21 protein-coding genes are annotated in these 22,876 nt (G+C 69.5%); 9 read left to right on the top strand and 12 right to left on the bottom strand.

Annotation, left to right across the window (positions count from 1 at the left end; genetic code table 11):
* Positions 1–117: 117 nt before the first annotated feature.
* Positions 118–744: a TetR/AcrR family transcriptional regulator gene (locus AC5Y43_RS07230; RefSeq protein WP_499970803.1), complete on the bottom strand. Its 627-nt coding sequence runs from the start codon at positions 742–744 to the stop codon at positions 118–120.
* 107 nt (positions 745–851) lie between these two features.
* Between AC5Y43_RS07230 and AC5Y43_RS07225 the strand changes: the two genes are divergently transcribed.
* Genes AC5Y43_RS07225 through AC5Y43_RS07215 form a run of 3 tightly spaced genes read left to right on the top strand, consistent with a single transcriptional unit; the run spans position 852 to position 3,990 of the window.
* Positions 852–1,841 (top strand): hypothetical protein, encoded by a 990-nt coding sequence (locus AC5Y43_RS07225; protein ID WP_499970801.1) that lies wholly within the window; start codon positions 852–854, stop codon positions 1,839–1,841.
* A gap of 5 nt (positions 1,842–1,846) precedes the next feature.
* Positions 1,847–2,962 carry an ABC transporter substrate-binding protein gene (locus AC5Y43_RS07220; protein ID WP_499970799.1) on the top strand — a complete coding sequence of 372 codons (1,116 nt, stop codon included), beginning with the start codon at positions 1,847–1,849 and terminating at the stop codon, positions 2,960–2,962.
* The gene (locus AC5Y43_RS07215; protein WP_499970796.1) at positions 2,959–3,990 is read left to right on the top strand and encodes an NAD(P)H-dependent amine dehydrogenase family protein; all 1,032 of its coding nucleotides are present in this window, start codon (positions 2,959–2,961) and stop codon (positions 3,988–3,990) included. The genes AC5Y43_RS07220 and AC5Y43_RS07215 overlap by 4 nt, the downstream gene beginning before the upstream one ends.
* A gap of 7 nt (positions 3,991–3,997) precedes the next feature.
* On the opposite strand, the gene AC5Y43_RS07210 is transcribed toward AC5Y43_RS07215, so the two are convergent.
* Complete coding sequence (locus AC5Y43_RS07210; protein WP_499970795.1) at positions 3,998–6,673, bottom strand: ATP-binding protein; 2,676 nt, start codon at positions 6,671–6,673, stop codon at positions 3,998–4,000.
* A 9-nt stretch (positions 6,674–6,682) separates the two neighbouring features.
* Between AC5Y43_RS07210 and AC5Y43_RS07205 the strand changes: the two genes are divergently transcribed.
* Complete coding sequence (locus tag AC5Y43_RS07205; RefSeq protein WP_499970793.1) at positions 6,683–7,489, top strand: DUF1906 domain-containing protein; 807 nt, start codon at positions 6,683–6,685, stop codon at positions 7,487–7,489.
* A 135-nt stretch (positions 7,490–7,624) separates the two neighbouring features.
* On the opposite strand, the gene katG is transcribed toward AC5Y43_RS07205, so the two are convergent.
* From katG to AC5Y43_RS07190, 3 genes are read right to left on the bottom strand one after another with little or no spacing between them, the layout of a single operon-like run.
* Positions 7,625–9,844, bottom strand: a complete 2,220-nt coding sequence (gene katG / locus AC5Y43_RS07200) for a catalase/peroxidase HPI (protein ID WP_499971529.1) — start codon at positions 9,842–9,844, stop codon at positions 7,625–7,627.
* Positions 9,845–9,875: 31 nt separating this feature from the next.
* Positions 9,876–10,316 (bottom strand): Fur family transcriptional regulator, encoded by a 441-nt coding sequence (locus AC5Y43_RS07195; protein WP_499970789.1) that lies wholly within the window; start codon positions 10,314–10,316, stop codon positions 9,876–9,878.
* Positions 10,317–10,370: 54 nt separating this feature from the next.
* The gene (locus tag AC5Y43_RS07190; protein ID WP_499970787.1) at positions 10,371–11,588 is read right to left on the bottom strand and encodes a L,D-transpeptidase; all 1,218 of its coding nucleotides are present in this window, start codon (positions 11,586–11,588) and stop codon (positions 10,371–10,373) included.
* A gap of 56 nt (positions 11,589–11,644) precedes the next feature.
* Here AC5Y43_RS07190 and AC5Y43_RS07185 point away from each other — a divergent pair, with 56 nt between their 5' ends.
* Entirely contained in the window at positions 11,645–12,361 is a 717-nt protein-coding gene (locus AC5Y43_RS07185; protein ID WP_499970785.1) for a hypothetical protein, read from the top strand.
* 63 nt (positions 12,362–12,424) lie between these two features.
* Positions 12,425–13,915 carry an FAD-dependent oxidoreductase gene (locus AC5Y43_RS07180; protein WP_499971528.1) on the top strand — a complete coding sequence of 497 codons (1,491 nt, stop codon included), beginning with the start codon at positions 12,425–12,427 and terminating at the stop codon, positions 13,913–13,915.
* An 88-nt stretch (positions 13,916–14,003) separates the two neighbouring features.
* Here the strand turns inward: AC5Y43_RS07180 and AC5Y43_RS07175 are convergent, their stop codons facing one another.
* On the bottom strand, positions 14,004–15,044 hold the full coding sequence (locus AC5Y43_RS07175) for a class I SAM-dependent methyltransferase (protein WP_499970783.1): 1,041 nt from the start codon (positions 15,042–15,044) through the stop codon (positions 14,004–14,006).
* Between the two features lie 205 nt (positions 15,045–15,249).
* Here AC5Y43_RS07175 and AC5Y43_RS07170 point away from each other — a divergent pair, with 205 nt between their 5' ends.
* The 3 genes from AC5Y43_RS07170 (at position 15,250) to AC5Y43_RS07160 (ending at position 17,992) form a co-directional block, all read left to right on the top strand.
* On the top strand, positions 15,250–16,605 hold the full coding sequence (locus AC5Y43_RS07170; protein ID WP_499970781.1) for a PPE family protein, SVP subgroup: 1,356 nt from the start codon (positions 15,250–15,252) through the stop codon (positions 16,603–16,605).
* A gap of 207 nt (positions 16,606–16,812) precedes the next feature.
* Complete coding sequence (locus AC5Y43_RS07165) at positions 16,813–17,136, top strand: DUF732 domain-containing protein (protein WP_499970779.1); 324 nt, start codon at positions 16,813–16,815, stop codon at positions 17,134–17,136.
* 43 nt (positions 17,137–17,179) lie between these two features.
* Positions 17,180–17,992: an MOSC domain-containing protein gene (locus AC5Y43_RS07160; protein WP_499971527.1), complete on the top strand. Its 813-nt coding sequence runs from the start codon at positions 17,180–17,182 to the stop codon at positions 17,990–17,992.
* Between the two features lie 6 nt (positions 17,993–17,998).
* Here the strand turns inward: AC5Y43_RS07160 and AC5Y43_RS07155 are convergent, their stop codons facing one another.
* The 6 genes from AC5Y43_RS07155 to AC5Y43_RS07130 form a co-directional block, all read right to left on the bottom strand.
* Positions 17,999–19,261, bottom strand: coding sequence for a cytochrome P450 (locus tag AC5Y43_RS07155; RefSeq protein ID WP_499970777.1), 1,263 nt, complete (start codon positions 19,259–19,261; stop codon positions 17,999–18,001).
* A 10-nt stretch (positions 19,262–19,271) separates the two neighbouring features.
* A complete protein-coding gene (locus AC5Y43_RS07150) occupies positions 19,272–20,675 on the bottom strand; it encodes an NAD(P)/FAD-dependent oxidoreductase (RefSeq protein ID WP_499970775.1) in 1,404 nt (467 codons plus the stop codon).
* Positions 20,672–20,887: a ferredoxin gene (locus tag AC5Y43_RS07145; protein ID WP_499970772.1), complete on the bottom strand. Its 216-nt coding sequence runs from the start codon at positions 20,885–20,887 to the stop codon at positions 20,672–20,674. The genes AC5Y43_RS07150 and AC5Y43_RS07145 overlap by 4 nt, the downstream gene beginning before the upstream one ends.
* A gap of 95 nt (positions 20,888–20,982) precedes the next feature.
* On the bottom strand, positions 20,983–21,531 hold the full coding sequence (locus AC5Y43_RS07140; protein ID WP_499970769.1) for a thioredoxin family protein: 549 nt from the start codon (positions 21,529–21,531) through the stop codon (positions 20,983–20,985).
* A 21-nt stretch (positions 21,532–21,552) separates the two neighbouring features.
* Positions 21,553–22,203, bottom strand: coding sequence for a DUF1345 domain-containing protein (locus tag AC5Y43_RS07135; protein WP_499970767.1), 651 nt, complete (start codon positions 22,201–22,203; stop codon positions 21,553–21,555).
* A gap of 5 nt (positions 22,204–22,208) precedes the next feature.
* Positions 22,209–22,868, bottom strand: a complete 660-nt coding sequence (locus tag AC5Y43_RS07130; protein ID WP_499970765.1) for a cutinase family protein — start codon at positions 22,866–22,868, stop codon at positions 22,209–22,211.
* Positions 22,869–22,876: the final 8 nt, after the last annotated feature.

The following is a 22,876-nucleotide window of genomic DNA, read 5'->3' as shown; positions in this document are numbered from 1 at the left end:
CCGAATCCATCGCGATCAACGGACTCCCGAACCCCGTGACAGCAAACTGGACATGTGTCCAGACTATAGTTCGCCCACCTAAATGACGCAACGCGGCGGGGTGCCGTCGCGCGGGACTCACCGGCCGGCGGGCAGGCTCGTTGTCAGCGCGTGCAGGAGCCGATCCAGCACCTCGGCCGCCTGCATGCGCGCCGTGTCGGGATTCGGCGAGTGCGCGACCAACAGCGCCGCCTCTTCCAGCGCCGCCACCAGCATGTGGGTGAACTCGCGCACCGGCTGAGGCTCGATGGAACCCTCGGCGATCGCGCGATGGACGAGCACCTCGATCGCGGCCATGCTGCCGGCCTCCTGGATGGCGCGCAGGGTCTGCCAGCCCAGAATCACCGGGCCGTCGACGAGGATGATCCGCTGCACCTCGGGTTCGGCGGCGGCGTCGAGGAATCCACGCAGCCCGCTGACCAGGCGCTCCCACGCGTTGTGGCCGGGCGGGGGATGGGCCAGCGATCGCAGCATCAGGTCCCGTTCGACCTCCTGGAACACCGCGTGGAACAGCTCCGCCTTGTTCTCGAAGTGGTGGTAGAACGCCCCTCGGGTGCCCACACCGGACCGCGTCACCAGGTCGCCGATGGACGCCTGGAAAAATCCCGGGTCGACGAACAGGGCACGCCCGGCGGCGATGAGGTCGCGGCGCGTCCGGTCCCCGCGGGCGCGCCGGTCTTCGTCGGTCCCACCTCGCCTGGCCACCCAGCGATGGTAGCAACATGCGCCGCGCAGGTTGCGTTTTCCGGTCGCCGACCTGCGGAGCCCGGTAACTAGGTGCTTAATCAACCATCACGCGATAGGTTGATCGGGTGCTGGATCGAGTTGACTTCGAGGTAACGCGCGAGACGCCGTCGCTGGATCACTACCGGCGGAGTTGGGCGCCCGGCGACGGCGTGGGCCTGGCCGGCATCTGGCTGGGAGCGGTCCTCTCGGACGCGTCCGGTCAGGACTACTGGGGGCTGCGGGGGACCGACGACTTCCTGGTCGGCATGACCCACGTCGTCTCGCCCATCTGCGGGTTCCGGGCCCTGCGCAAAGGCCTCGATCCCGACGCGCCGCATCTGTTCGACGAGTACGCCTCGATCGACTGGTTCGAGCCGATGGAGTACACCGACAGCGGCGATCGGCTGCAGACCAATTACTCCAGCGGCCGCCTCGAACGCGGCGCGGATGGCTTGCACTGGTATGACGCGAGCGAGCGCTGGCAACTGCACGCCCGGACGGTCAGCGACGTCGTGGTGACCCACGTCCCGGCCCAGGACGGCGTCGACCACGAGGTCTACTACCGCCACGAGCTGATGTATGCGACCGGGGTGGTCGCCGGCATCGAGGTGTCGGGATATGCGCATCAGGATTTCGCCTACGGACCGCCGGGGATGGCGTACACCGAGCTGCCGATCGCGCGTCACCTGCAGGGCATGTGGGTGTCCTGGTTGCACGAGTACGGCGACGGATCCCTTGGCGGCGGCAGCTTCTGGCAGGGCCGCGACGACGTGGCCTTCGGGCCGGGCTACCAGCTCAAGGACGGCGTCACCACCGTGCACGACGACATCGTGGCCCGGCCGAGCTTCGACGGCGACGGCAAGCTGGTCGCCCTCGACGCGTCGATCGGCACCGATTCGTACTCGTTCGCCTTCGACACCGCCGGCAGCCCGTTGCATTACTTCGGGCGCCTGACCGGCGGTTCGTCCGGGACAGCGGCCCGAAGCTGGTGCTGGGTCGAGTACGCCGGGGGCATGCTGACCCCCGAGCTGCTGGACCTGATGATGCAGCGCTTCACCCTGGCCCGGGGACGCTGATCGCTATGAGCACCATCGAGCCCGCCCGCATCGGGCTGCTGTTCGACTACGTCGACGGGGACGGCGGCTTCGACGAGAACATCCTTCCCGCTTTGCAATTGGTCGCCGACGACTACGTGGCGCGCGGCGCGCTGGAGCGGCCGGTCGAATTTGTCGTGCGCGCGGTGCAGGGCCTGCCGAACGGCTCCTTCCGCGCGGTGCGCGACGCGTTCTTCGAACTGGTAGAGCACGACGTGCAGGTGATCTTCGGCCCGTGGGTGTCCGAGAACGCCGTCGCGTTGCGGCGCCATGTCGAAGACCTCGCCGAGGTGCCGATCATCACGATGGGCGCCTCCGAGAACATCCTGGGCGAATGGTCGTTCGGATTGCCCGCGGGCTCGATGGAAGAGGAGCCCATCATCATGGCGACCGTCGCGAGGCTGGACGGCCGCCAGACGGCGGGTATCGCGTTCGAGTCGTCACTGATCGGCGACGAGTACCTGCGCACGGCGCGGGTGGCGTGCAAGGCCGCGGGGCTGACCATCACGGCGGAGGTGGCGATCCCGCAGGTGCAGGCCGACAAGCGAAAGGCCATGGCGGAGCTGGCCGTTCGTCAGCCCGATGCGATACTGCACGTCGGGTTCGGGCTGGGCATTCCCGGAATGAACGACGCGCTGACCGAAATCGGCTGGATGCCACCGCGATACACGACCACCGCCTTCGAGTTCGCGGCGCTCAGCCAGTGGTGGCGCGAGCAGCTGGCCGGTTGGGTCGGGCTGGATCAGTACGACGAACGCAACCCGGTCGGCCAGGAATTCCTCGACCGATTCGAGGCGCGTCACGGGCGCCGCCCGGCGTACTACTTTCCGCTCTACTGCTGCGATGTCGGGCGCGTGATGATGACGGCCCTGGCCACCGCGCGGCCGCTGACCGGCGCCGGCGTCAAGGACGCGCTGGAAAAGATCAAGATGATGCCGGCGGCGACGGGAGCACCGGGCACGCGCATCGGCTTCGGCAAGTTCATCCGGCGCGGCTGGATGGGCAGCGAGTTCCTGGTGGCCCGCCGGGTGCTGCCGGACGCCAGCGGCACCGTCATGCACGGGACCATCGAGGGCCTCGTCGATCCTGTTGGGGCGCAATGAAACCCGTTCGCGTCATCCAATGGGCCACCGGGCCGGTCGGCGCCGCGCAGCTACGCGAGGTCATCGACAACCCGTCGTTCGAGCTCGCCGGCGTGTTCGCGTACGACCCGGCCAAGGTCGGGGTCGACGCCGGCGTCCTGGTCGACCGGCCTCCGACCGGCGTCCTCGCCTGCAACGACAAGGCGGCGATGTTCGCGCTGGACGCGGACGTCGTGCTGCACGCCGCCAGCAAGGCCGGGGCCGACAACACCAACACCGACGACATCGTGGCGCTGCTGGAGTCCGGCAAGGACGTGATCACGACGACGTCGTACAACCACCTGCCCACCTACGATCGCGACACCCGTCGGCGCATCGCCGAGGCGTGCGAGCGCGGCGGCTCCCGGTTTCACGCCGCGGGCGAGCACCCGGGGTTCATGTTCGAGCGCCTCGCGGTGGGGCTCACGGCGCTGTCGCAGCGCGTCGACCGGATCACCGTGCAGGAGTTCGTCGACTGCTCGGCGATCTCGGAGCGCCGGATGCTGGTCGATCTCATGGGCATGGGCAAGAGGCCCGAAGAGATCACCACCGATTCGCCGATGTTTCGGGCCGTGTCCCTGCAATACGAGCAGGCGCTCGGCGCCGCCGCGGACGTCCTCGGGCTGCGGCTCGACGAGATCCGCTCGAACATCGAAACCACTATGGGCACAGCCGATGTCGAGGTCGCGTGCGGTGTCATCCCGGCGGGGACGGTGGTCGCGCAGACGCTGTCGTGGAGCGGTTATCACGGCGGCCGGCCGGTGTTGGTCGCCGAGGAATTCTGGTCCGTCGGTGACGCGCTCGACGACCAGTTCCTGGTCCGGGTGATCGTCGACGGGGTCCCGCCGCTGCGCGTCGACCTACGGATCGGCGACGAACCCGACGGTGGCGCCGGCGGCCAACTCGCGGTGGCGATGACGGCGGTGCGCGCCATTCCCTACGTCCGGCAGTCGCCGCCGGGGGTGGTGGTCGCGCCGGTGTTCGGCGCCTATCGCTGGCCCGCCGGATAGGGGCGATCTATTCCGGGACGGCGTTCAGTTCCTTTCGGGCCAGGCCGATTTGCTCGTAAGCATAGGTCGCGATGGCGGCGATGGTCATCGCCTGTCCCTTGCGGGCGAGCGATTCGTAGGTCTGGTCGCCAAGGACCTCGCGGAGGCGGGCAACTGCTGTGCCGAGTTCGGGCTGGGTTGCGGCGGCCATCGGATTGACCGCGGCGAAACCCGCGATGGTGGCCGCCGGTTCGTAGCGGCCAAGGCGCACCAGGACGACGGCCAGGATAGCCAGCGGGTTATGCAACATGCCGATATTGCCCGACTCGTGGTCCTTGCGGATGGCCACGGCCAGGCCGTCCAACGCCGCCGACCGGTCTCCGAACTCGGCCTCCAGTCCGGACTGCCAGTACGCCAGTTGCGCCTCGAAGAACCGGTTGCCGCTGTCCCGCGCGACGAGCACGCCGCGGCGCAACGCCGCGAGCGCGCGGCCTGGATCGCCGTAGCGGTACGCAAACCCACACGCGAAAAGTGCGTAGGCAAGCACCCACGGATTGCCGGTCGCCTCGGAGGCTTCGATGAGCCCCTCGGCGGTCACCATCGCGTCGTCGATCGAGCCCGCGACGGCTAAGGCGAACACGAGATTCGCCCTGGCGAATGTATTGGTGCCGCCGCTGCGCGCCAGCTGGGCGCGGCACATCTCGGCATACCGGTCGGGCCGACCGACGAACAAATACGCACTGCCGAGCCAGGGCTCACCGAAGTACGACACCTTATCGCCGGCGGCGGCGATAACTCTCTGCCCGATCTCGCTGTAGCGCACCGCCTCTGCGAAGCGCCCGAGGAGCACGCACAGCGACGCTCCCACGCATACGGCGGCGAGCCGAGGATGTTCGGCGGCGCGGAGGGGTTCTATCAGTTCTTCGGCCCACGTTGTCGGCTCGTAGTACTCCAGAAAGGGGCCAAGGAGTCCGGCATACGCGGCGATCGCGGCGCCCGTGTCCAGATCGCCGTGGTCGGCGGCCCAGCGGAATGCGGTGCGCAGGTTTGTCATCTCGCCGGTGAGCCAGTCGTAGGCCTCGCGCTGGCGCGGGCCGTCCCACAGGTCCATGATGTCGGATTCGCGCCCGGCGAAGTAGTGGGAATGCGCCGTCCGGACCCCTTCTGCCGCACCGGATGTGACGAGTTGTTCCTCGGCGAACTGACGGATCGTCTCCAGCATCGAATACCGGGTCCGGCCCGAAGACCTGTCAGCGAGCAGCAGCGACTTGCGCACCAGCGCATCCAGTACGTCGAGCACGGCGTACTCGTCGCAATCACCCGATCCAGCTACGGCAGAAGCGCTTTGGAGATCGAACCCGCCGGCGAAGACCGAGGCGCGTTCCAGCACGGCCTTTTCGGTGCCATCCAGCAGGTCGTAGGACCAGGCCACCGCGTGGCGCAGCGTGTGGTGGCGTTCCAGGCCGCGCCGCGCGCCGACCAGCAGCCGGAACCGGTGGTCGAGACGATCACGCATTTCAGCGGCGGTCATCGACGCCATCCGGGACGCGGCCAGTTCGATGGCCAGCGGAATCCCGTCCAGTCGCTGACAAATCTCGGTCACCGCGGCGGCTTCGCCGGCGTCGGCCAGCGAGAAGCCCGGCGCAATGCCGTGGGCGCGTTCGGCGAACAGACTCACCGCCGCGGAGTCGACCCCCGCCGCGGCGTCCAGCGAGCGCACCGGCCACACGCGCTCGTCGGGCACTCCGAGCCCCTCGCGGCTGGTGGCCAGGATCCGCACCGTCGCCGAGTACGCGAGTATCGCCTCGATCAGGTCGGCGGCGGCGCCGAGAACGTGCTCGCAATTGTCGATCACCAACAGCCGGACCCGGCCCTCCAGCGCGGCGGCCACCGACTCGCCGACGGTCTTACCGGGCTGCTGGGTGATGCCCAGCACCGCCGCCACCGCGTCGGGCACGGCCGCCGGATCGGTCACCGCTGCCAACTCGAAAAGCCAAGCGCCGTCCGGAAACTCATCGGCCAAAAGCACCGCGACTTCCACAGCCAGGCGGGTCTTGCCGACCCCACCCACGCCGGTCAGCGTCACGAACCGATGCGCCTTTACCGCCGCCTCGATCTGGGCCACCTCCGACTCGCGCCCGATCAGCCGCGTGGTCGCGCGCCGCAGGTTTCCCGGCGTCGTATCGAGCGCCCGCAACGGGGGAAACTCCGTCGAAAGGCCCGGCGCGCGCACTTGAAACAGCCCGACGGGCATCGGAACGCCGCGCAGCCGTCGCGGCCCGAGGTTGACGAGGTCCACCCCGCCGAGCAGCCCCGCCGTCGACTCGGCCACCAGAATCTGGCCCCCGTGCCCGGCGGCCATCACCCGCGCCGCGCGATTGAGCACCGCACCGAAGTAGTCACCGTCGCGCAGTTCGGCTTCGCCCGTGGCGATTCCCATCCGCACCGGCAACCGCAACGAACGTTGCGCGGCCACCGCCGCGGCGACCGCCGACCCGGGTGAGGCGAACGCCGCGCAGACCCCGTCGCCGGTGTGCTTGAACAACCAGCCCGCATGCGCCTCGATCGCCTCACGCAACACCTGATCGTGGGCGGCCAGCGCCGCGCGCATCTCGTCGGCGTCTGCCTCCCACCGACGGGTCGAACCCTCCACGTCGGTGAAAAGAAAGGTCACCACCCCCGCAGGGGGCGCCCCGGTAGGCACCCGCAAAGGATGTCACACAAAACCCTGCTCAGCCCGCGACTTTGTTACCATCGCGCGGTGCGCGGACTCTCCAGACGCGACGTCCTGAAATATGCCCCGGCCCTGCTGGGCCTCGGGGCGATGATGGCCTACGAGCCCAGGGCAGCGGCCACCGACATCAAGCTGATCGACTTCGCCGAGAAGAGGATCGCGCCGGAGGAGATCAAGGCCGCGGGCTACGCCGGCGTGGTCAACTACGTCTCGGAGTCGCGGCCCGGCGCGAACTTCGAGGCCAAGCCCATCACCCGGCAGTACGCCGACTCGCTGCGCGCGGCGGGCCTGCAGATCGTCAGCAACTTCCAGTACGGCAAGCCGGGCTGGCCCGACCCGTCGGATTACACCCGCGGGTACGACGGCGGCGTGGCCGACGCCCACACGGCGATGCGGCTGCACTCCGCGGCCGGCGGCCCGGATTCGGCGCCGATCTTCTTCAGCATCGACGACAACATCGACGTCGACACCTGGAATAGCGTTGCGGTGCAATGGTTCCGGGGGATCAACTCGGTGCTGGGTGTGCCCCGCTCCGGCATCTACGGGCATGCCAAGGCGTGCGGGTGGGCGATCCGCGACGGCGTCATCGGTAACTCGAGCACACCCGGGCACCGCTGGGCGTGGCAGACGAGGTCGTGGTCCAACGGGGAGCGCGAGCCCGCGGCTGTGCTCTACCAGACGGTGGTCAACAGCCCGTCGAACCCGAGCCCGCTGCTCGGCGGCATCAACGTCGACATCGACGACGTCCTCGCGCCCGACTACGGCCAGTGGGATCTCGCGCGCTGAGCCTCGCGTCGACCGTGGGCTCTACGCACGAAAATCGGCGGCCCGCGCCCGTGCGTAGGCCCCACACTCGATGACCCAAACCGAACGACACCCCGCGAGCCGAAAGCCCGCGGGGCGTCGCCTAGCGACCGACAGTTACTTCAGGTCGAACCGGTCGTTGTTCATGACCTTGACCCAGGCCGCGACGAAGTCCTCGACGAACTTCCCGTGGTTGTCGTCCTGGGCGTAGACCTCGACCAGCCCGCGCAGCACCGAGTTTGACCCGAACACCAGGTCGTTGGCGGTGGCCGTCCACTTGCGCTGACCCGAGGCGCGGTCGAACCCTTCGTAGACGTTCTCCGCCGACTCCGACGCCTTCCACTCCGTGCCCATGTCGAGCAGGTTGACGAAGAAGTCGTTGGTCAGCGTGCCCGGCCTGTCGGTGAACACGCCGTGCTTGCTGCCGCCGTGGTTGGCGCCGAGCGCGCGCAGGCCACCGACGAGCACCGTCATCTCCGGACCGGTCACGCCCAACAGGTACGCCCGCTCCACCAGCAGCTGCTCCAGCGGCGCCTTCTCGCCGGCCCGCATGTAGTTGCGGAACCCGTCGGCCCGCGGCTCGAGCACCGCGAACGACTCCACGTCGGTGCTCTCCTGCGTGGCGTCGGTGCGACCCGGCGCGAAATGCACCGAGATCTCGTACCCCGCGTCCTTGGCCGCCTTCTCGACCGCCGCCGAACCCGCCAGCACGATCACGTCGGCCAGCGAGATCTTCTTGCCGCCCGAGGCCGAGCCGTTGAAGTCCTGCTGGATCTTCTCGAGGACCGGCAGCACCTTGTCCAGCTCGGACGGCTCGTTGACCTCCCAGTTGCGCTGCGGCTCGAGGCGCAGCCGACCGCCGTTCGCGCCGCCGCGCTTGTCGGTGTTGCGATAGCTCGCCGCTGCCGACCATGCCGTCTTGACCAGCTGCTGAACGGACAGACCCGAGTCGAGCACCGTTTTCTTCAGCGCCGCGACGTCCTTGTCGTCGACCAGCTTGTGGTCGACGGCGGGAACGGGGTCCTGCCACAACTGCGGCTCGCCGACCCACGGCCCCAGGTAGCGGCTGATCGGACCCATGTCGCGGTGCAGCAGCTTGTACCACGCCTTGGCGAACGCGTCGGCCAGCTCCTCGGGGTGGTCCAGCCAGCGCCGCGTGATGTCGGCGTAGATCGGGCTCTCCCGCAGCGAGATGTCGGTGACCAGCATCGTCGGGTTGCGACCCTTCCCGCCGAACGGATCGGGAATCGTGCCGGCACCCGAACCGTCCTTGGCGGTGAACTGCCAGGCGCCGGCGGGGCTCTTGGTCAGCTCCCACTCATGGCCGTACAGCGTCTCCAGGAAGCTGTTGTCCCACTTCGTCGGCGTGGGCGTCCAGACGACCTCCAGGCCGCTGGTGATGGCGTCCTTGCCCGAACCGCTGCCGTAGGAGCTCTTCCAACCGAGCCCCTGCTGCTCGATCGGGGCGGCCTCCGGCTCGGGACCGACCAGCTCGGCGTCGCCGGCGCCGTGGGTCTTGCCGAAGCTGTGCCCGCCGACGATCAGCGCGGCCGTCTCCTCGTCGTTCATGGCCATCCGGCCGAACGTCTCGCGGATATCGATCGCCGCGGCGATCGGGTCCGGTTTGCCCTCGGGGCCTTCGGGATTCACGTAGATCAGGCCCATGGTCGTCGCCCCATACGGTTGCGCGAGATCGCGCTTACCGGAGTAGCGCTTGTCGGTGCCCAGCCATTCGCCCTCTTCCCCCCAGAGGATCTCTTCGGGCTCCCAGACGTCCTCGCGGCCGAACGCGAAGCCGAAGGTCTTGAACCCCATCGACTCCAGGGCCACGTTGCCGGCGTAGGTAATAAGGTCGGCCCAGGAGAGCTTGTTGCCGTACTTCTTCTTGATCGGCCAGAGCAGCCGGCGGGCCTTGTCCAGGCTCGCGTTGTCAGGCCAGCTGTTCAGCGGGGCGAAACGCTGCATGCCCTGCCCGGCGCCGCCGCGGCCGTCGTGAATGCGGTACGTGCCCGCGGCGTGCCAGCTCATCCGGATGAACAGGCCGCCGTAGTGGCCGTAGTCGGCGGGCCACCAGTCCTGCGACGTGGTCATCAGCGAGATCATGTCGGCCTTGAGCGCGTCGACGTCGAGCTTGGCGAACTCCGCGGCGTAGTCGAAGTCATCGCCGAGCGGGTTGGACTGGGGCGCGTGCGGGTGCAGCCTCGAGATATCGACCTGGTCGGGCCACCAGTCCTGGTTGGTCAGCGGGGCGTGGGCCTTCGGCGTCGGGGCCGGGATGGCCGGGTTTTCGCTCTCGCTGGTGCTAGAGGTATCGGATGACACAGCGTTCCTTTCCAGTGGTGATGCGGGTTGCGATCACGGGAAGTGATCAGGACTCAGCGGTCGAGCAGTCGGGGCACACGCCCCAATAGATGACTTCGGCCTCGTCGAGGACGAACCCATCCAGAACGTCATTGTCGTCGGACGGGGTCAGACACGGCGCGTCGCCGACCGCGCAGTCGACGTCGCCGATGATCCCGCAGGTCCGGCACACCACGTGGTGGTGGTTGTCGCCGACACGGGACTCGTAGCGGGCGACCATGCCCAACGGCTGGATGCGCCGCACCAGCCCGACGACGGTCAGCGCGTTCAGCACGTCGTAGACGGCCTGGCGGGATACGTCGGGCAGGCCCTCGCGCACCGCGGTGAAGATCGTCTCGGTGTCGGCGTGGGCGTTGGCGTGCACGGCCTCGAGGACGGCGACCCGGGGCCGGGTCACGCGCAGGTCGGCGCTGCGCAGCCGGTCCGCGGAACTCGCCGATGAGGACACCCTGCCAATAAGACTCCGCTATTTGGAATCAGTCAAGAGTTTCCGGGGGGCGTTTCAGGAGGCCGGCTTCAGCGCGCTGCCCTGGCGCCATTGCTCCCAGCTCAGCGTCCAGTCACCGTTCTGGGCCACCGTCAGCGGCGGCCCACCACTGTTGCGGACCTCGACCACGTCGCCCGGCACCGAGAAGTCGTAGAACCACTTTGCGTTGTCGGCGTTGAGGTTCAGGCAGCCGTGCGAGGTGTCCTGGTGGCCCTGGGCCCACACCGTCGCGTCGAGCTCGTGCAGATAGATGCCGTCGCTGCTGATCTTGGTGGCCCAGTTGATGGTTTCGCGGTAGCCGAGGCGCGAGTTCTTGGGCAGCCCGAACGTCGAGGAATCCATCACGACCGGGTTGCCCTTGTCCAGCACGGTGTAGACGCCCGGCGGGGTCCACAGCGAGATCTTGCGTCCGGCGACGTCCTCGATGCCGCCCATCCCCATCGACGTCGGCATGGTGCGCACCAGCTTCCCGTTGTCGAAGACGCTGACCTGATGGGTCGCGTCGTCGGCGATCGACACGTGCGCGTCGCCGATACGGAACGACGCCCGGCTGTCGTCCTGGCCGAAAAGGCCGTCGCCCAAGCCGATTCCGTAGATCTTGGCCTCGGCGGTGACGGTCGTTCCGGGCGCGTAGTAGCGCTCGGGACGCCAGTGGGCGTTTTGGTTGTCGACCCAGAACCAGGAACCCTGCACCGGCGGGTTGGTGGTCACGTTCAGGCGCCGCTCGGCGGCGGCCCGGTCGGGGATCTCCTCGTCGAAGTGGGCGACGACGACGGTGCCGACGCCGTAGGTGCCGCCGTCGTGCAGCGGGGCCTCGGCCGTCGTGGTGAAGGACACCTTGGTCTGGTTGGACGGCTGCAGCGTCGAGAACGACGAAACCTGCGTGGCCGCAACGCCATTGGGGCCGCGGCCGGTGACCGTCAGCGTGTAGGTGCGCCCGTAACCCAGGGGCACGGTGGGCTTCCAGACGGTGTTGTCCGGCGTCATGACACCCTCGACGGCTTTGCCGCTCTCGTTGACCATGCGCACGTCGGTCAGCGTTCCCGCGTCGGCCTGCACCGTCACCGGGGCGACCGGGTCGACGTCGCGCGCATCCGGGCCGGGGGTGATGGTGATCCGCGCCGCTTCAGGCGCTTTCGGGGCCGCGGCCGGGTTGTGGTGGCACGCGCCGGCCACGAGGCTGAGGGTGACGAACACCGCCGATAGGGCCCGGCGCGGCCGCGTGATTGTCATGGTGGGCACCGAATAGCCCGCGGCGTGCGCGCGGAAACAAGTACATGATTTAGGTCATGGGCGACGAACTCGACAGTCTGTACGCGGCGGCGCCGGATGCGTTCACCGCGCGGCGCACCGAATTAGCCGCGGCGGCCAAGGGGCGCGGCGACGACGCGGCCGCCAAACGGATCTCCGCGGCGCGCAAACCCACGACGGCGGCCTGGGTGGTCAACCGGCTCGCGCTGCGGCACCAGGACACCACCAAACGCCTGGCCGAGCTGGGTGACCGGCTGCGGGCCGCGCACGCCGAGATGGACGGCGAGCGCATCCGCGAGTTGTCCGCCGAGCAACACCGCCTCATCGCCGACCTCACCCGCGCCGCCTTCGACGCGGCCGGCATCAGGCCGTCGGCGTCGGTGCGCGAGGACGTGACCGGCACGCTGCAGGCCGCCATCGCCGACCCCGACGTCGCCAAGCGGCTCGGCCGGCTCACCAAGCCCGAGCAGTGGTCGGGTTTCGGCTTCGGCGAAGCGGCGCCGGCCGAGGCGCCGTCCGGGCCGAAGGCGAAGGCGCGGCAACCGGCGCGCGACACGGCCGCGACGCGGCGGCGGGAAAAGCTGGAGGCCGCGCTTGCCGACGCCGAACGGGGCGAGGCCGACGCGCGCGCCGCGCTTCGCGCGGCCGAGCGCGAGTACAAGGAGGCCGAGGCCCGCTACGACGAGGCCAAGCGGGCCGCCCGCGCCGCCGCCGACGCCGTCAAAAGGACAAAGGCACAGCTCAAGCGGGCGTGACCGGGCCGGGAAGGTTTCCGTGCGCGCTGCCGGGGTATCAGCACCGCCGTGACTTCTTTATGGATGGCCGAACGAGCCGAGCAGCCGTGGACCGCAAGCCAGCTCGAGGACGGCCCCCGCTCCGCCGAAGTCATCGTCGTGGGCGCGGGGATCACCGGGCTGACGACCGCGGTGCTGTTGGCCCGCGCCGGCAAGGACGTGTTACTGCTCGAGGCTCGCACCGTGGGAGCCTGCGCCACCGGCAACACCACCGCCAAGATCAGCCTGCTGCAGGGCAGCCAGCTCTCGAAGGTCCTGCCCCGGCACGGCAAGGACGTGGCGCGCGCCTACGTCGACGGCAACCGCGAGGGCCAGAAGTGGATCGTGGCGCACTGCGAATCCAACGGCATCGCGGTGCAGCGCGAGGACGCCTACACCTACGCCCAATCCGCCAAGGGCGTCCTGTCCGCGCGCGCGGAGCTGAAGGCCTGCCAGGCCGTTGGCCTGCCCGCGGTATGGGACGACGACGCCGACGTGCCGTTCCCGTACCACGGCGGCGTGCGGCTGCCCGACCAGGCGCAGTTCGACCCGATGCCGTTTCTGGATTCGCTGGCCAAAGAGCTGCTTGACCGCGGCGGGCGCCTCGTCGAGCACACCCGGGTGCGCAAGGTGTCGCAGCGCGGCAACGGGGTGCGGGTCCACGTCAACGACGCCGCGCAGCAGGACGTCGAGCTCACCGCCGGACAGCTGGTGCTGGCCACCGGGATCCCGATCCTGGACCGCGGCGGCTATTTCGCGCGGGTCAAGCCGAGCAGGTCGTACTGCCTGGCCTTCAAGGTCCCCGGCACCATCACCCGGCCGATGATGATTTCCACCGATTCGCCGACGCGTTCGGTGCGCTATGCGCCCGTCGCGGGCGGCGAGCTGCTGATCGTCGGCGGGGCCGGCCACACGGTGGGCCGCGAGAAGAGCCCGTCGCGATCGCTGGAGGAGCTCTCGTCGTGGGCGCGGATGCACTTCCCGGGGGCGGTGGAGACTCACTTCTGGTCGGCGCAGGACTACACGCCGATCGACCACCTGCCATACGTGGGGCCCATCCTGCCGAACAACGAAACCATCTACGTCGCAACGGGTTTCAACAAGTGGGGCATGACCAACGGCGTGGCGGCGGCGCTGCTGCTGTCCAGCAGGATGCTGGGCGGCCGGATGGACTGGTCGAACGCATTCGCCAGCTGGAGCCCGCACGAGCTGACCGGCCTGCTCACGGCCATGCAGGCCAACCTCGAGGTCGGCTTCAACCTGACCAAGGGCTGGATCACCCCGGCGATCCGCACCGGTCGCCGCAGCCCCGTGAACGGCGAGGGCGGCGTGGTGAGCGGGCCGCCGTGGCATCTCGAGGCGCGTTGCCGCGTCGACGGCACGGAACACATCGTTTCGCCGGTGTGCCCGCACCTGGGCGGGATCGTGAACTGGAACGACGCCGACCAGGCGTGGGAGTGCCCGCTGCACGGGTCGCGCTTCGCCCCCGACGGCACCCTGCTGGAGGGACCGGCCACCCGCGACCTGACGGCCTGAAAACCGCGCGCCGAGCGTGACGTCAGGGCGAAAAAATCGTGAATCCACCACCAAATCCTCGCCACCAGTTCACGTTCGGCGACGGGGATCAGCGCGTCTTCTCGTAGACGAGCCAGCGCAGTTCGATCGGGGACTCCTCGCGCGTCATGTCGAAGATGTCGAGGCCGCTGGCCCAGCCCTCGAACCAGCCCGTCGGGGGCCAGGCGCCGGGCGGCAGGTGGGCCTTCTCGTAGTCGTAGGCCGAGTCGTCGGCGACGAGTCCGAACGGCAGTCCCGCGACGGCGGCGGTCACCTCGCCGCGGGTGAAGATCATCGTGTTGCACTGCTGGCCGAGTTCGCGCGCGGCGTCGTCGGGGGTGTAGCCCGGCCGCGGCAAGAAGGTGTTGAACACCAGGCGACCGCCGGGCGCCAGGCACTCGGCGGCGAGCTCGAACAGGCCACGCAGCTCGCGCGCCGTCCGGAAGTCGGGCACCACCTCGGAGAGCACCATCAGCTGGTACTCCTCGCGCACACCCTCCATCGCGGTGAAGACGTCGCTCTGGATGACGCGCACGCCCAGCGCATCGGCCTCCGCCTCCGCGCGCATCACCGCGGCGAACTTCGGGGCCATCTCCACCGCGTCCACCGGGTGCCCGCGCCGGGCCAGGGCCAGCGCGTTGCGGCCGGTCCCGGCGCCGACGTCCAGCACCCGGCACGCCGCGGCGTCGGCCGCCTCGGAGGCCAGCGCCAGCACTCGCGCGTCCGGTTCGGTGCCGAACAGCGGCGCGGGCCGGGTGGCCACCCAGTTGTCGTAGTCGGCCTCCACGCTGCGCCATTCGGCGGTGACGCGGTAGTTCAGCCCGGTCCCGAAGGGGACCTGAAACGAGACGACGATCTCCGAACGCTGGGTGGCCGTGTACGCCTTCGCCAGCTCGGCTTCCAGCGCCCTTTTGAGCTGAGCCGATTGTTCGGGGGTGTACACCACGCCGAAGGTGGCGCACAGGTTGCCGCACAGGTGGACGTATTCGTCGATCAGGGCCGGCACGGCCGGCAGTGTGATTTTGCCCTCGGCCACCGTGCGGCGATACAACCGGCTGGCCATCGCGTCGCGCAGCAGCGCGGGATCGAACGACTCCGGTGGCTCGCCCACCAGACTCTTCTACACGACCCGCTCCGTGGCCGCACGGCGGACGAGGCGCGAGTTCGGCGCGAAATTAGCTATCGTTACCCGCCGGGGATGTACTACTAGGGGAAGTGCGAGTGTTTGCCGGCCCGGTCCTGACTGCGCCGTCCAGTACGTCGTCACCGAACCCGCCGGCGTGCTGGCGGAGTGCGCCCCGATCGGAGGAAACGACATGGACTTCGCAGCGCTGCCACCGGAGATCAACTCCGCGCGCATGTACCTGGGTCCCGGGTCGGGGCCGATGCTGGCCGCCGCGACGGCCTGGGACGGGCTGGCCGCGTCGCTGCACGCCGCGGCGAGCTCGTACCAGTCGGAGCTGGCGGCGCTGACGGCCGGGCCCTGGCTGGGCCCGGCGTCGGCGCTGATGGCCGCCGCGGCCGCCCCGTTCGTGGCGTGGACGAGAGTCTCGGCCACGCAGGCCGAGCAGGCCGCCAATCAGGCCGCGGCCGCTGCGGCGGCGTACGACGCGGCGTTCGCGGCGACGGTGCCGCCCCCGGTGATCGCGGCCAACCGCACCCAGTTGATGACGTTGGCCGCGACCAACATCTTCGGGCAGAACACTCCGGCGATCGCGGCCACCGAGGCGCAATACGCCGAGATGTGGGCCCAGGACGCCGTTGCGATGTACGGCTACGCGAGCGCCGCCGCGGCGGCGACGGCGCTGACGCCGTTCTCGCCGCCGCCGCAGAACACCAACTCGAGCGGGCCGGCCACCCAGGCCGCGGCGGTGGCCCAGGCCACCGGCACCTCCGCCGGAGACGCGCAAAGCGCGGTGTCCAGCGTCCCGCAGGCGATGTCGGCGGTGCCCACCACGCTGACCAGCCTCGCGGCCGCGCCGGCCCAGGTCGAGCCGGCCGACGTGCTGGGCGTGATCAACCTGCTGGGCAGCCTGAGCGGCATCTTCGTCGATCCCGAGATCGGCTCGGCGGGGCTGGCCAGCAGCCTGGTCGCCCTGCCGTACGACGTGGTCGGCGCCCTGACCGGTTTCCACACCGACGACATCGTCAGCGGCTGGGCGGGCATGCAGCCGTTCCCGGGGACCGGGCCGGTGCCGCCCTCGCCGTTCCCGGTCATCACCAACCTGGCGGGCGGGTCGGCCGTGACGGCGGGACTGGGCGAGGCGAGAGCCGTTGGGGCGCTGTCGGTTCCGCCGGCCTGGACCGCCGAGACGACGATGATCCGTCCGCTGGCGGTCGCGTTGCCCGCCGCGAGCGCGGCCGCCGCCGAGGCCGGCGCCGGGAGCGCCGGCAGCCTGTTCAGCCAGATGGCCCTGGCGGGCATGGCCGGGCGCGCGATGGCCGGCACCGGGGGAGGCGGCGGTGGCGCGCCCGGTCGTCGGGAGCGGATCGGCGCGCCCACGACCGGCAAGAAGGATGCCGACGACAAGGACGCGCCCGCGGAGACCCCCGCCGGCGGCCCGGTGACGAGCATCGCCGCCGAGCTGCGCGAACTGGCTTCACTGCGCGATTCGGGAGTCCTCACCGAAGAGGAATTCACCGCGCAAAAAAAGCGCCTATTGGCGCACTGAGCCCCTGACAAATTGTCCCTCAGGGCAATAGTTGCCAATTGATCGCTAGTAACGGCGCCAGCATTCCGGCGGCCCCAAAGCAAGCGCCTCCGTGCAGCTCACTCGCCTAATCGACGCGCGCGAATTTCTATATTTTTAATATTTGAATCGGCATAAGCACCCATATACTGACGGCACCCCAGACGACCAAAAAGAAGGGCACGAAAAATGTTTGCACCTCGCTGGCTGACCAAACTGACCATCCCCGTCGTGGTCGGCGCCGCCCTGACGACCGGCACCGCGATCGCCGCGGCCGACAGCACCGACGACGCCTACATCGCCAAGCTGCACGGCCTCGGCTTCACCTGGTCTTCGGGGGCCGACTCCGACATGGTGTCCATCGGGCACCAGATCTGTTCGGACCGCATGGCCGGCCAGACGCCCGACGCCATCGCCTCGGACATTCACGGCAGCCTGAGCTCGAAGGGCTACTCGTTCGCCGACGTCACCGGCATGGTCAGCGCGGCGGAGTCCGTGTACTGCCCGGGCTGATCGACGCGGGGGGCATTGCATAGCGACGCATACTGATCTCGTGATGCGGGTGGAAAGTCTGCGCCGCTACCCGGTGAAGTCGATGCTCGGCGAATCCGTCGACAGCCTGTTCGTCGACGAGGGCGGTGCCGAGGGGGACCGGCGCCTGGCGCTGGTCGACACCGAAACCGGCCACGTGGCCAGCGCCAAGCAGGCGCGCCTGTGGCGCGGGCTGCTGAAGTGCACCGCCCACGCCGGCGCCGGGCCGGTGAGCATCGACCTGCCCGACGGCACCAGCGTCACCGCCGACGACCCCGGCGCCGACGACCTGCTCTCGCGGCTGCTGGGGCGGACGGTCCGGCTGGTCCGCCAACGACCCGACGGCGCGACGCTGGAGCGCCCGGACCCGGAGAAGCTGCTCGAGTTCGGGTTGGACGCGCCGGACGCCGAGGTGGCCGGCCGGATCGTCGAGATCGCCCAGGCGACGCCCGGTGACTCGTTCCACGACGAGGCCCCGCTGCACGCGATCACCACGGCCACCCTCGAGCACATCGGCGTCGAGGCGCTGCGCTACCGGCCGAACCTGATCATCGCGACGCCGCCGGACCACCCGCCGTACGGCGAAAGCGATTGGATCGGAAGGGAAATCGCGGTGGGGGAGGCGCGGCTGCGCGTGTTGTCGTCCACGTCGCGGTGCGTGGTGCCCACCCTCGAGCACGGCCCGCTGCCGCGGGCGACGCAGGCGCTTCGCACACCCGCGGCCGAGAACCGTTGGGACACCGGCGGTCACGGGCAGCAGGCGTGTGCGGGGGTGTACCTGGCGGTGCTGGCCGAGGGCGTCATCCGGGTCGGCGATTCGTTCACCCTCGATCCCTAGACAGGCTCAGTCGGCGATCGCAGCAAAGTCCACCCACAGGTGTCGTGGCCCGCGGAACACTTGGTTGTGCCGATACGGCGGAGGGTCAACGACCAGCTTCGGGGATTCGACGCGGCGCAGGATGACTTCCAGCGCCAGGTTGACCTCCAGGCGCGCCAACGGGCCGCCGATGCAGGTGTGAATGCCGCTGCCCCAACCGAAATGCTCGTTGTCCTCGCGTAGCGGATCGAAGCGATCCGGGTTGTCGAACCTCCGCGGATCCCTATTGGCCGCCGCATATACCAGGTGCACGGCGGCCCCGGCCGGGATCACCGTCCCGCCGACCTCGATGTCGGTGGTAGCGCTGCGGCTGGGGAAGAACTGCACCGCGGACTGCAGCCGCTGCACCTCTTCGATTGCGCGCGGGATGAGCTCCGGGCGCTGCCGCATCAGATCCCAGGCACCGGAATTGCGCAGCAGCGTCATCACGCAGTTGGTGATGGTGTTGACCGTCGAGTCGTGGCCGGCGACCAACAGCAGCATGGCGTTGGAGGTCGTCTCCGCCACCGACATCGGCCCATCGGGCCCGTCATCGTGGAGCAGCCGGGAGAGCAGGCCGTCGCCGGGGGTATGTGCGAGCTTCTGCACCAGGCCGCCCAGATAGTCCTGCAATGCGGTGGTGCTTTCGCGGGCCTTCGCGGCCAGGGCCCGGCCCTGTTCGGTGGCGCCCTCCGGACCGAGGTCGGTCCCCATCATGAAGTCGAAGATCCAGGAGTGAAACCTCGGCTCGTCTTCGACTGGCACGCCGAGGATCTTGCAGATGACGGCGACGGGTATCGGGTAGGCGTAGTCCTCCACCACGTCCAAGCGGGTCTTGCCCCGGGCCCTGACGTCGTCCAGCATTTCGTTGGCGAGTTGCACGACGAACGGTTCCATGCCCGGGATCAGATCGGGGGTGTGCGGCGGGCCGAACTGGCGCATCACCTGCCGGCGCGCCCGGTCGTGATCGGGCGGGTCGGAAACGATGATGCTGGGGACGCGACCGTAGCCCTGCATGTGCCCGCTGCCGGCAGCGGTTTCGGGCTCGTCGCGGCGGACCGGGCTGCGGCGGATATCCGAGCTGATCCGTGGGTCGTGGGCCAAAGCCAGCAGCTCCCGGTAACCGCTGACGACATACGTCTTGTCGGCGACCTTGGCCACCGGCGTCTCGCGCAACGCCGCGAAATATGGGTAGGGATTCGGGCGGTTCTCGAACTTCATCGCCTCGGTCCAGGCGGTTTCGGCGTCCATCGTTGCGGGCTCAGCGGCTTCTGGGACGGAATTCGGCGCCGCGGGAGGTGGGGTCGTGCCCGGTCAGAACCACGTCGAGAACAGCGGTAGGTTCCCGGGGGTCGGGGAATCGGGCCGGCATCGGCTCGAAGATGGCCGGACGGTCATAGCCCGGCGGGGGCGGCGGGAACGGAGCGGACCGCTCGATGAGCGACGCGTAGTACGGCAGCCACTTGCCGTGGTTGAACGTCACCGCCCCGACGATGCGGCCCCGGTAGCCGTAAGCCGCCGCGAAGCGGCGCTGCGCGGGCGAGCCCTGGGTGAACACGATCTCGTCGCCGAACGAACACACCCCGACGCTTTTGATGTTGACACCGAACTGGCCGGACCAAAACGACGGGAGCGGCAGGTGTGGGCGCCGCCCCAATTCCAGGCTGATCATGTTGTTGGCCGCCACCTCCGCACCGAAAACGGCGTTGTCCCAATGCTCTTGAGACATGAACTGGTACTCGTACAGCACGTGCGGGGCGCGGGCCACATCGCCGGCGACGAAGATGTTGTCGGTCACCACACCGTTGATGTCGAAGGCGCGGCACCCGGCGTCGCACGCCAGCCCCCAGAACCCGCTCGCCAATTGTGCGCCGTCGAGCCATTCCACGTTGCGGATCGAGCCCAGGCAAGCTACCACGACGTCGACGTCGAGCACGGTGTCGTCGGACAGCCGTGCCGTGCGGACGTGGCCGTCAGCATCGCCATCGAGGCCGTTCACCGCTACACCGGTCCGCAGGTCGACTCCGGCGTCGACCTGCATCTGGGCGGCGATGTCGCCGATCACACCGCCGAGGGCGCCGGTGAGCGGCGCCTTGCCGCGTTCGGCGACAGTCACCGGAAGGTCGAGATCACGGCAAACCGAGGCGATTTCGGAGCCGACGAACCCCGACCCGACGATGAGCACGCGGCGCGGCCGCGCCCTCAGAGCGGCGGCCAGCTTCGCGGCGTCGTCACGGGTGCGCAGCGTGAACAGGCCCTCCAGCGCGGACTCGTGTGGGTTGAACCATGGGCGCGCCCTCGTCCCGGTGGCGACCAAAAGGCGGTCGTAGTCGACCTTTTCGCCATTGGCGAGCAGGACCTGGCGGTTGGTCCGGTCCAGGCCCACCGCGGCCACACCGAGCCGCCAATGCGCGTCGACGGGGCGCAGGCGGGGGAGCTTGGTGTGATCGGCGGGCACCCAGCCCTTCAAGACCTGCTTGGACAGGGGTGGCCGGTCGTAGGGCTCGTGCGGTTCCTCGCCGATGATCGTGAGCTGGCCGCGAAAACCCTTCTGCCGCAGGGCTTCAGCGGCTCGCAGACCGGCCAGCGACGCGCCCACGATGACGATCCGGCCTTCGCGCTTGAACGTTTCGACGAGCCGGCCGACCAGCGAAGCCGCCGTCATTCGGTGTCCCGGTCCGACGGGGGATCCACTTCCAGGATGATGGCCTGCACGGGACAGGACGCCGCCGCGCGCAACACGCGCTGCCGCTGAGTCTCTTCCGGATTCGGGTCGTAGGCCAAAGCCTCCTCGCCGACGAGTTCGAATACCTCGGGCGCGAGCGGGACACATTGGGCGTAACCCTGGCACTTGTTGAGATCGACCACCAACCGCATGTCCCGAGCCTTTCGCCCGTCGGCTAACTGAGCCCTCGCGCGCAGAGATTACTTGGCAGCGAGCGACCGCGACAGGCATAGCCGAAAAGTGCGGCTCAGCGCCACTTGATGCCGCACCCGATCGACGGCCGCTGGTCGGGGTCGACCGGGCGCCCGGCCAGCACGGCGTCGACGGCGGCGCGCACGTCGGCGCCCGTCACCGGCTTGTCGTTCTTCGGGCGGGAGTCGTCGAGCTGGCCGCGGTAGACCAGGCGCCGCTCGCCGTCGAAGACGAAGGTGTCGGGCGTGCAGGCCGCGGAGTAGGCGCGGGCGACGTCCTGGGTCTCGTCGTAGAGGTAGGGGAACGTCCAGCCGTGGGCGCGGGCCTCGGTGACCATCTGGTCGGGCCCGTCCTGCGGATAGGTGACGACGTCGTTGCTCGAGATGCCGACCATCGCGACGCCCTGGTCCGCGAGGTCGCGGCCCAGCGCGGCGAGCCCGGCGGCGACGTGCTTGACGTACGGGCAGTGGTTGCAGATGAAGGTGACGACGAGCGCGGGACCGGTGAGGTCGTCGAGGCCGACGGTGTTGCCGGTGGCCGGCTCGGGCAGCGCGAACGACGGGGCGGGGGTACCCAGGGCGAGCATGGTGGACTCGATGGCCATGCCCGCCAGCCTAACTCGGCGCTACAGCTTGGACCCCAGCCCCGCAATGAGATTGACCGTGACGGCCAGCACGACCGCCCCGAGCAGATAGGACAGCATCGCGTGGCGCAACACCGTCGCCCGGATCGACGTCAGCCCGATCTCGGTGTCGGACACCTGGAACGTCATGCCGACGGTGAACGCCACGTAGGCGAAGTCGCGGAACCGCGGCGGCTCCGGGTCGTGGAAGTTGATCCCGCCCGGCTCGTCGGAGTAGTAGAGCCGCGCGTAGTGCACGGTGAACAGCGTGTGCACGGCGAACCAGGACGCCACCACGGTCACGACGCCGAGCAGGGCGGCGGCCACGGACTCGGCGCCGGTGCGCGAGCCGGCGGCCACCACGTAGCCCACCCCGGCCACGCTCGCGACGCTGGCCCACACGATCACCGAGTCGGCGACCCAACGCGTGGGGTCCTCGCGGGTCACGTATTCGCGGGTCTGATCGGCGTCCATGCCGCCCAGCAGCAGCCGCGTCCACACCACATACAGCCCGGCGGTCGCGGTCCAGCCGACCAGCGCGAACCGCCAGCCCGCGGCGTTGCCCACCGCGACGGCGACGGCGACGCCGAGCACGACGGCGATCAGGATGCGCACCGCGACGGTGTCGCGGGTCAGCGCAACGAGGGATCGCACCCGCTCTACGTGGTGGGAGACGCCGGGCCGAGGTGGTTGACCACGAACGTCGCGGCCTGGTTGGTCATCCCGGACTGGATGTAGGAGACGTGGGCCATGATGTTGCCGCCCGACGAGCAGATCGGGTCGTCCGGCGCGCACAGGCTGATGGTCCTGCCGGCCAGCTGCGGGCTGATCGTCGGCAGCGGCTGGCCGCCCCACAGCATGCTGGAGAACCCGCTGGAGGGCTCGCCGAACAGGGCGACGGCGGCCACCCGGTCGGCCACCGGGGGCGGGAGCGTCTGACTGGCCAGGTCGATCACGGTCGAGCCCTGCGAGTACCCGCCGAGCACGATCTTCGACTTCGGGCAGCTGGCGACGACGTCCTGGATGTGCGCGCTGGCGTCGCTGGAGCCGGCCGTCGCGCTGTTGTGGTAGTCGTCGTTGGCCGGGTAGTTCACCGCGTAGGCGTCGACGGAGCGGCCGCCGGCCTGCGCGGTGAGGGAGTCGACGAAGGCCTGGCCGACGTCGGCCAGGCCCGGCTCCTGATGGGTGCCGCGGGCGTACACCACGGCGACGTCCGAGCATGGGTCGGCGGAAGCGGGGCCGATCACGGGCGCGCTCAGCGCCGCCCAGGCCGTCACGGCCGAGATACCAACGATGCGGGCAAGGCTGCGTGCACTCATGGCCAAAT

The sequence above is a fragment of the Mycobacterium sp. NGS57 genome, assembly GCF_059812405.1.
The sequence above is the reverse complement of the archived record's forward strand: the minus strand, read 5'-3'. Positions and strand labels throughout refer to the sequence as shown.

Bases quoted from the DNA above. Each gene is read 5' to 3' on its own strand.
- AC5Y43_RS07220 (WP_499970799.1), top strand. From the start codon at position 1,847: ATGAGCACCATCGAGCCCGCCCGCATCGGGCTGCTGTTCGACTACGTC.
- AC5Y43_RS07215 (WP_499970796.1), top strand. From the start codon at position 2,959: ATGAAACCCGTTCGCGTCATCCAATGGGCCACCGGGCCGGTCGGCGCC.
- AC5Y43_RS07205 (WP_499970793.1), top strand. From the start codon at position 6,683: ATGTCACACAAAACCCTGCTCAGCCCGCGACTTTGTTACCATCGCGCG.
- AC5Y43_RS07190 (WP_499970787.1), bottom strand. From the start codon at position 11,588: ATGACAATCACGCGGCCGCGCCGGGCCCTATCGGCGGTGTTCGTCACC.
- AC5Y43_RS07185 (WP_499970785.1), top strand. From the start codon at position 11,645: ATGGGCGACGAACTCGACAGTCTGTACGCGGCGGCGCCGGATGCGTTC.
- AC5Y43_RS07180 (WP_499971528.1), top strand. From the start codon at position 12,425: ATGGCCGAACGAGCCGAGCAGCCGTGGACCGCAAGCCAGCTCGAGGAC.
- AC5Y43_RS07170 (WP_499970781.1), top strand. From the start codon at position 15,250: ATGGACTTCGCAGCGCTGCCACCGGAGATCAACTCCGCGCGCATGTAC.
- AC5Y43_RS07165 (WP_499970779.1), top strand. From the start codon at position 16,813: ATGTTTGCACCTCGCTGGCTGACCAAACTGACCATCCCCGTCGTGGTC.
- AC5Y43_RS07160 (WP_499971527.1), top strand. From the start codon at position 17,180: ATGCGGGTGGAAAGTCTGCGCCGCTACCCGGTGAAGTCGATGCTCGGC.
- AC5Y43_RS07155 (WP_499970777.1), bottom strand. From the start codon at position 19,261: ATGGACGCCGAAACCGCCTGGACCGAGGCGATGAAGTTCGAGAACCGC.
- AC5Y43_RS07150 (WP_499970775.1), bottom strand. From the start codon at position 20,675: ATGACGGCGGCTTCGCTGGTCGGCCGGCTCGTCGAAACGTTCAAGCGC.
- AC5Y43_RS07145 (WP_499970772.1), bottom strand. From the start codon at position 20,887: ATGCGGTTGGTGGTCGATCTCAACAAGTGCCAGGGTTACGCCCAATGT.
- AC5Y43_RS07140 (WP_499970769.1), bottom strand. From the start codon at position 21,531: ATGGCCATCGAGTCCACCATGCTCGCCCTGGGTACCCCCGCCCCGTCG.
- AC5Y43_RS07130 (WP_499970765.1), bottom strand. From the start codon at position 22,868: ATGAGTGCACGCAGCCTTGCCCGCATCGTTGGTATCTCGGCCGTGACG.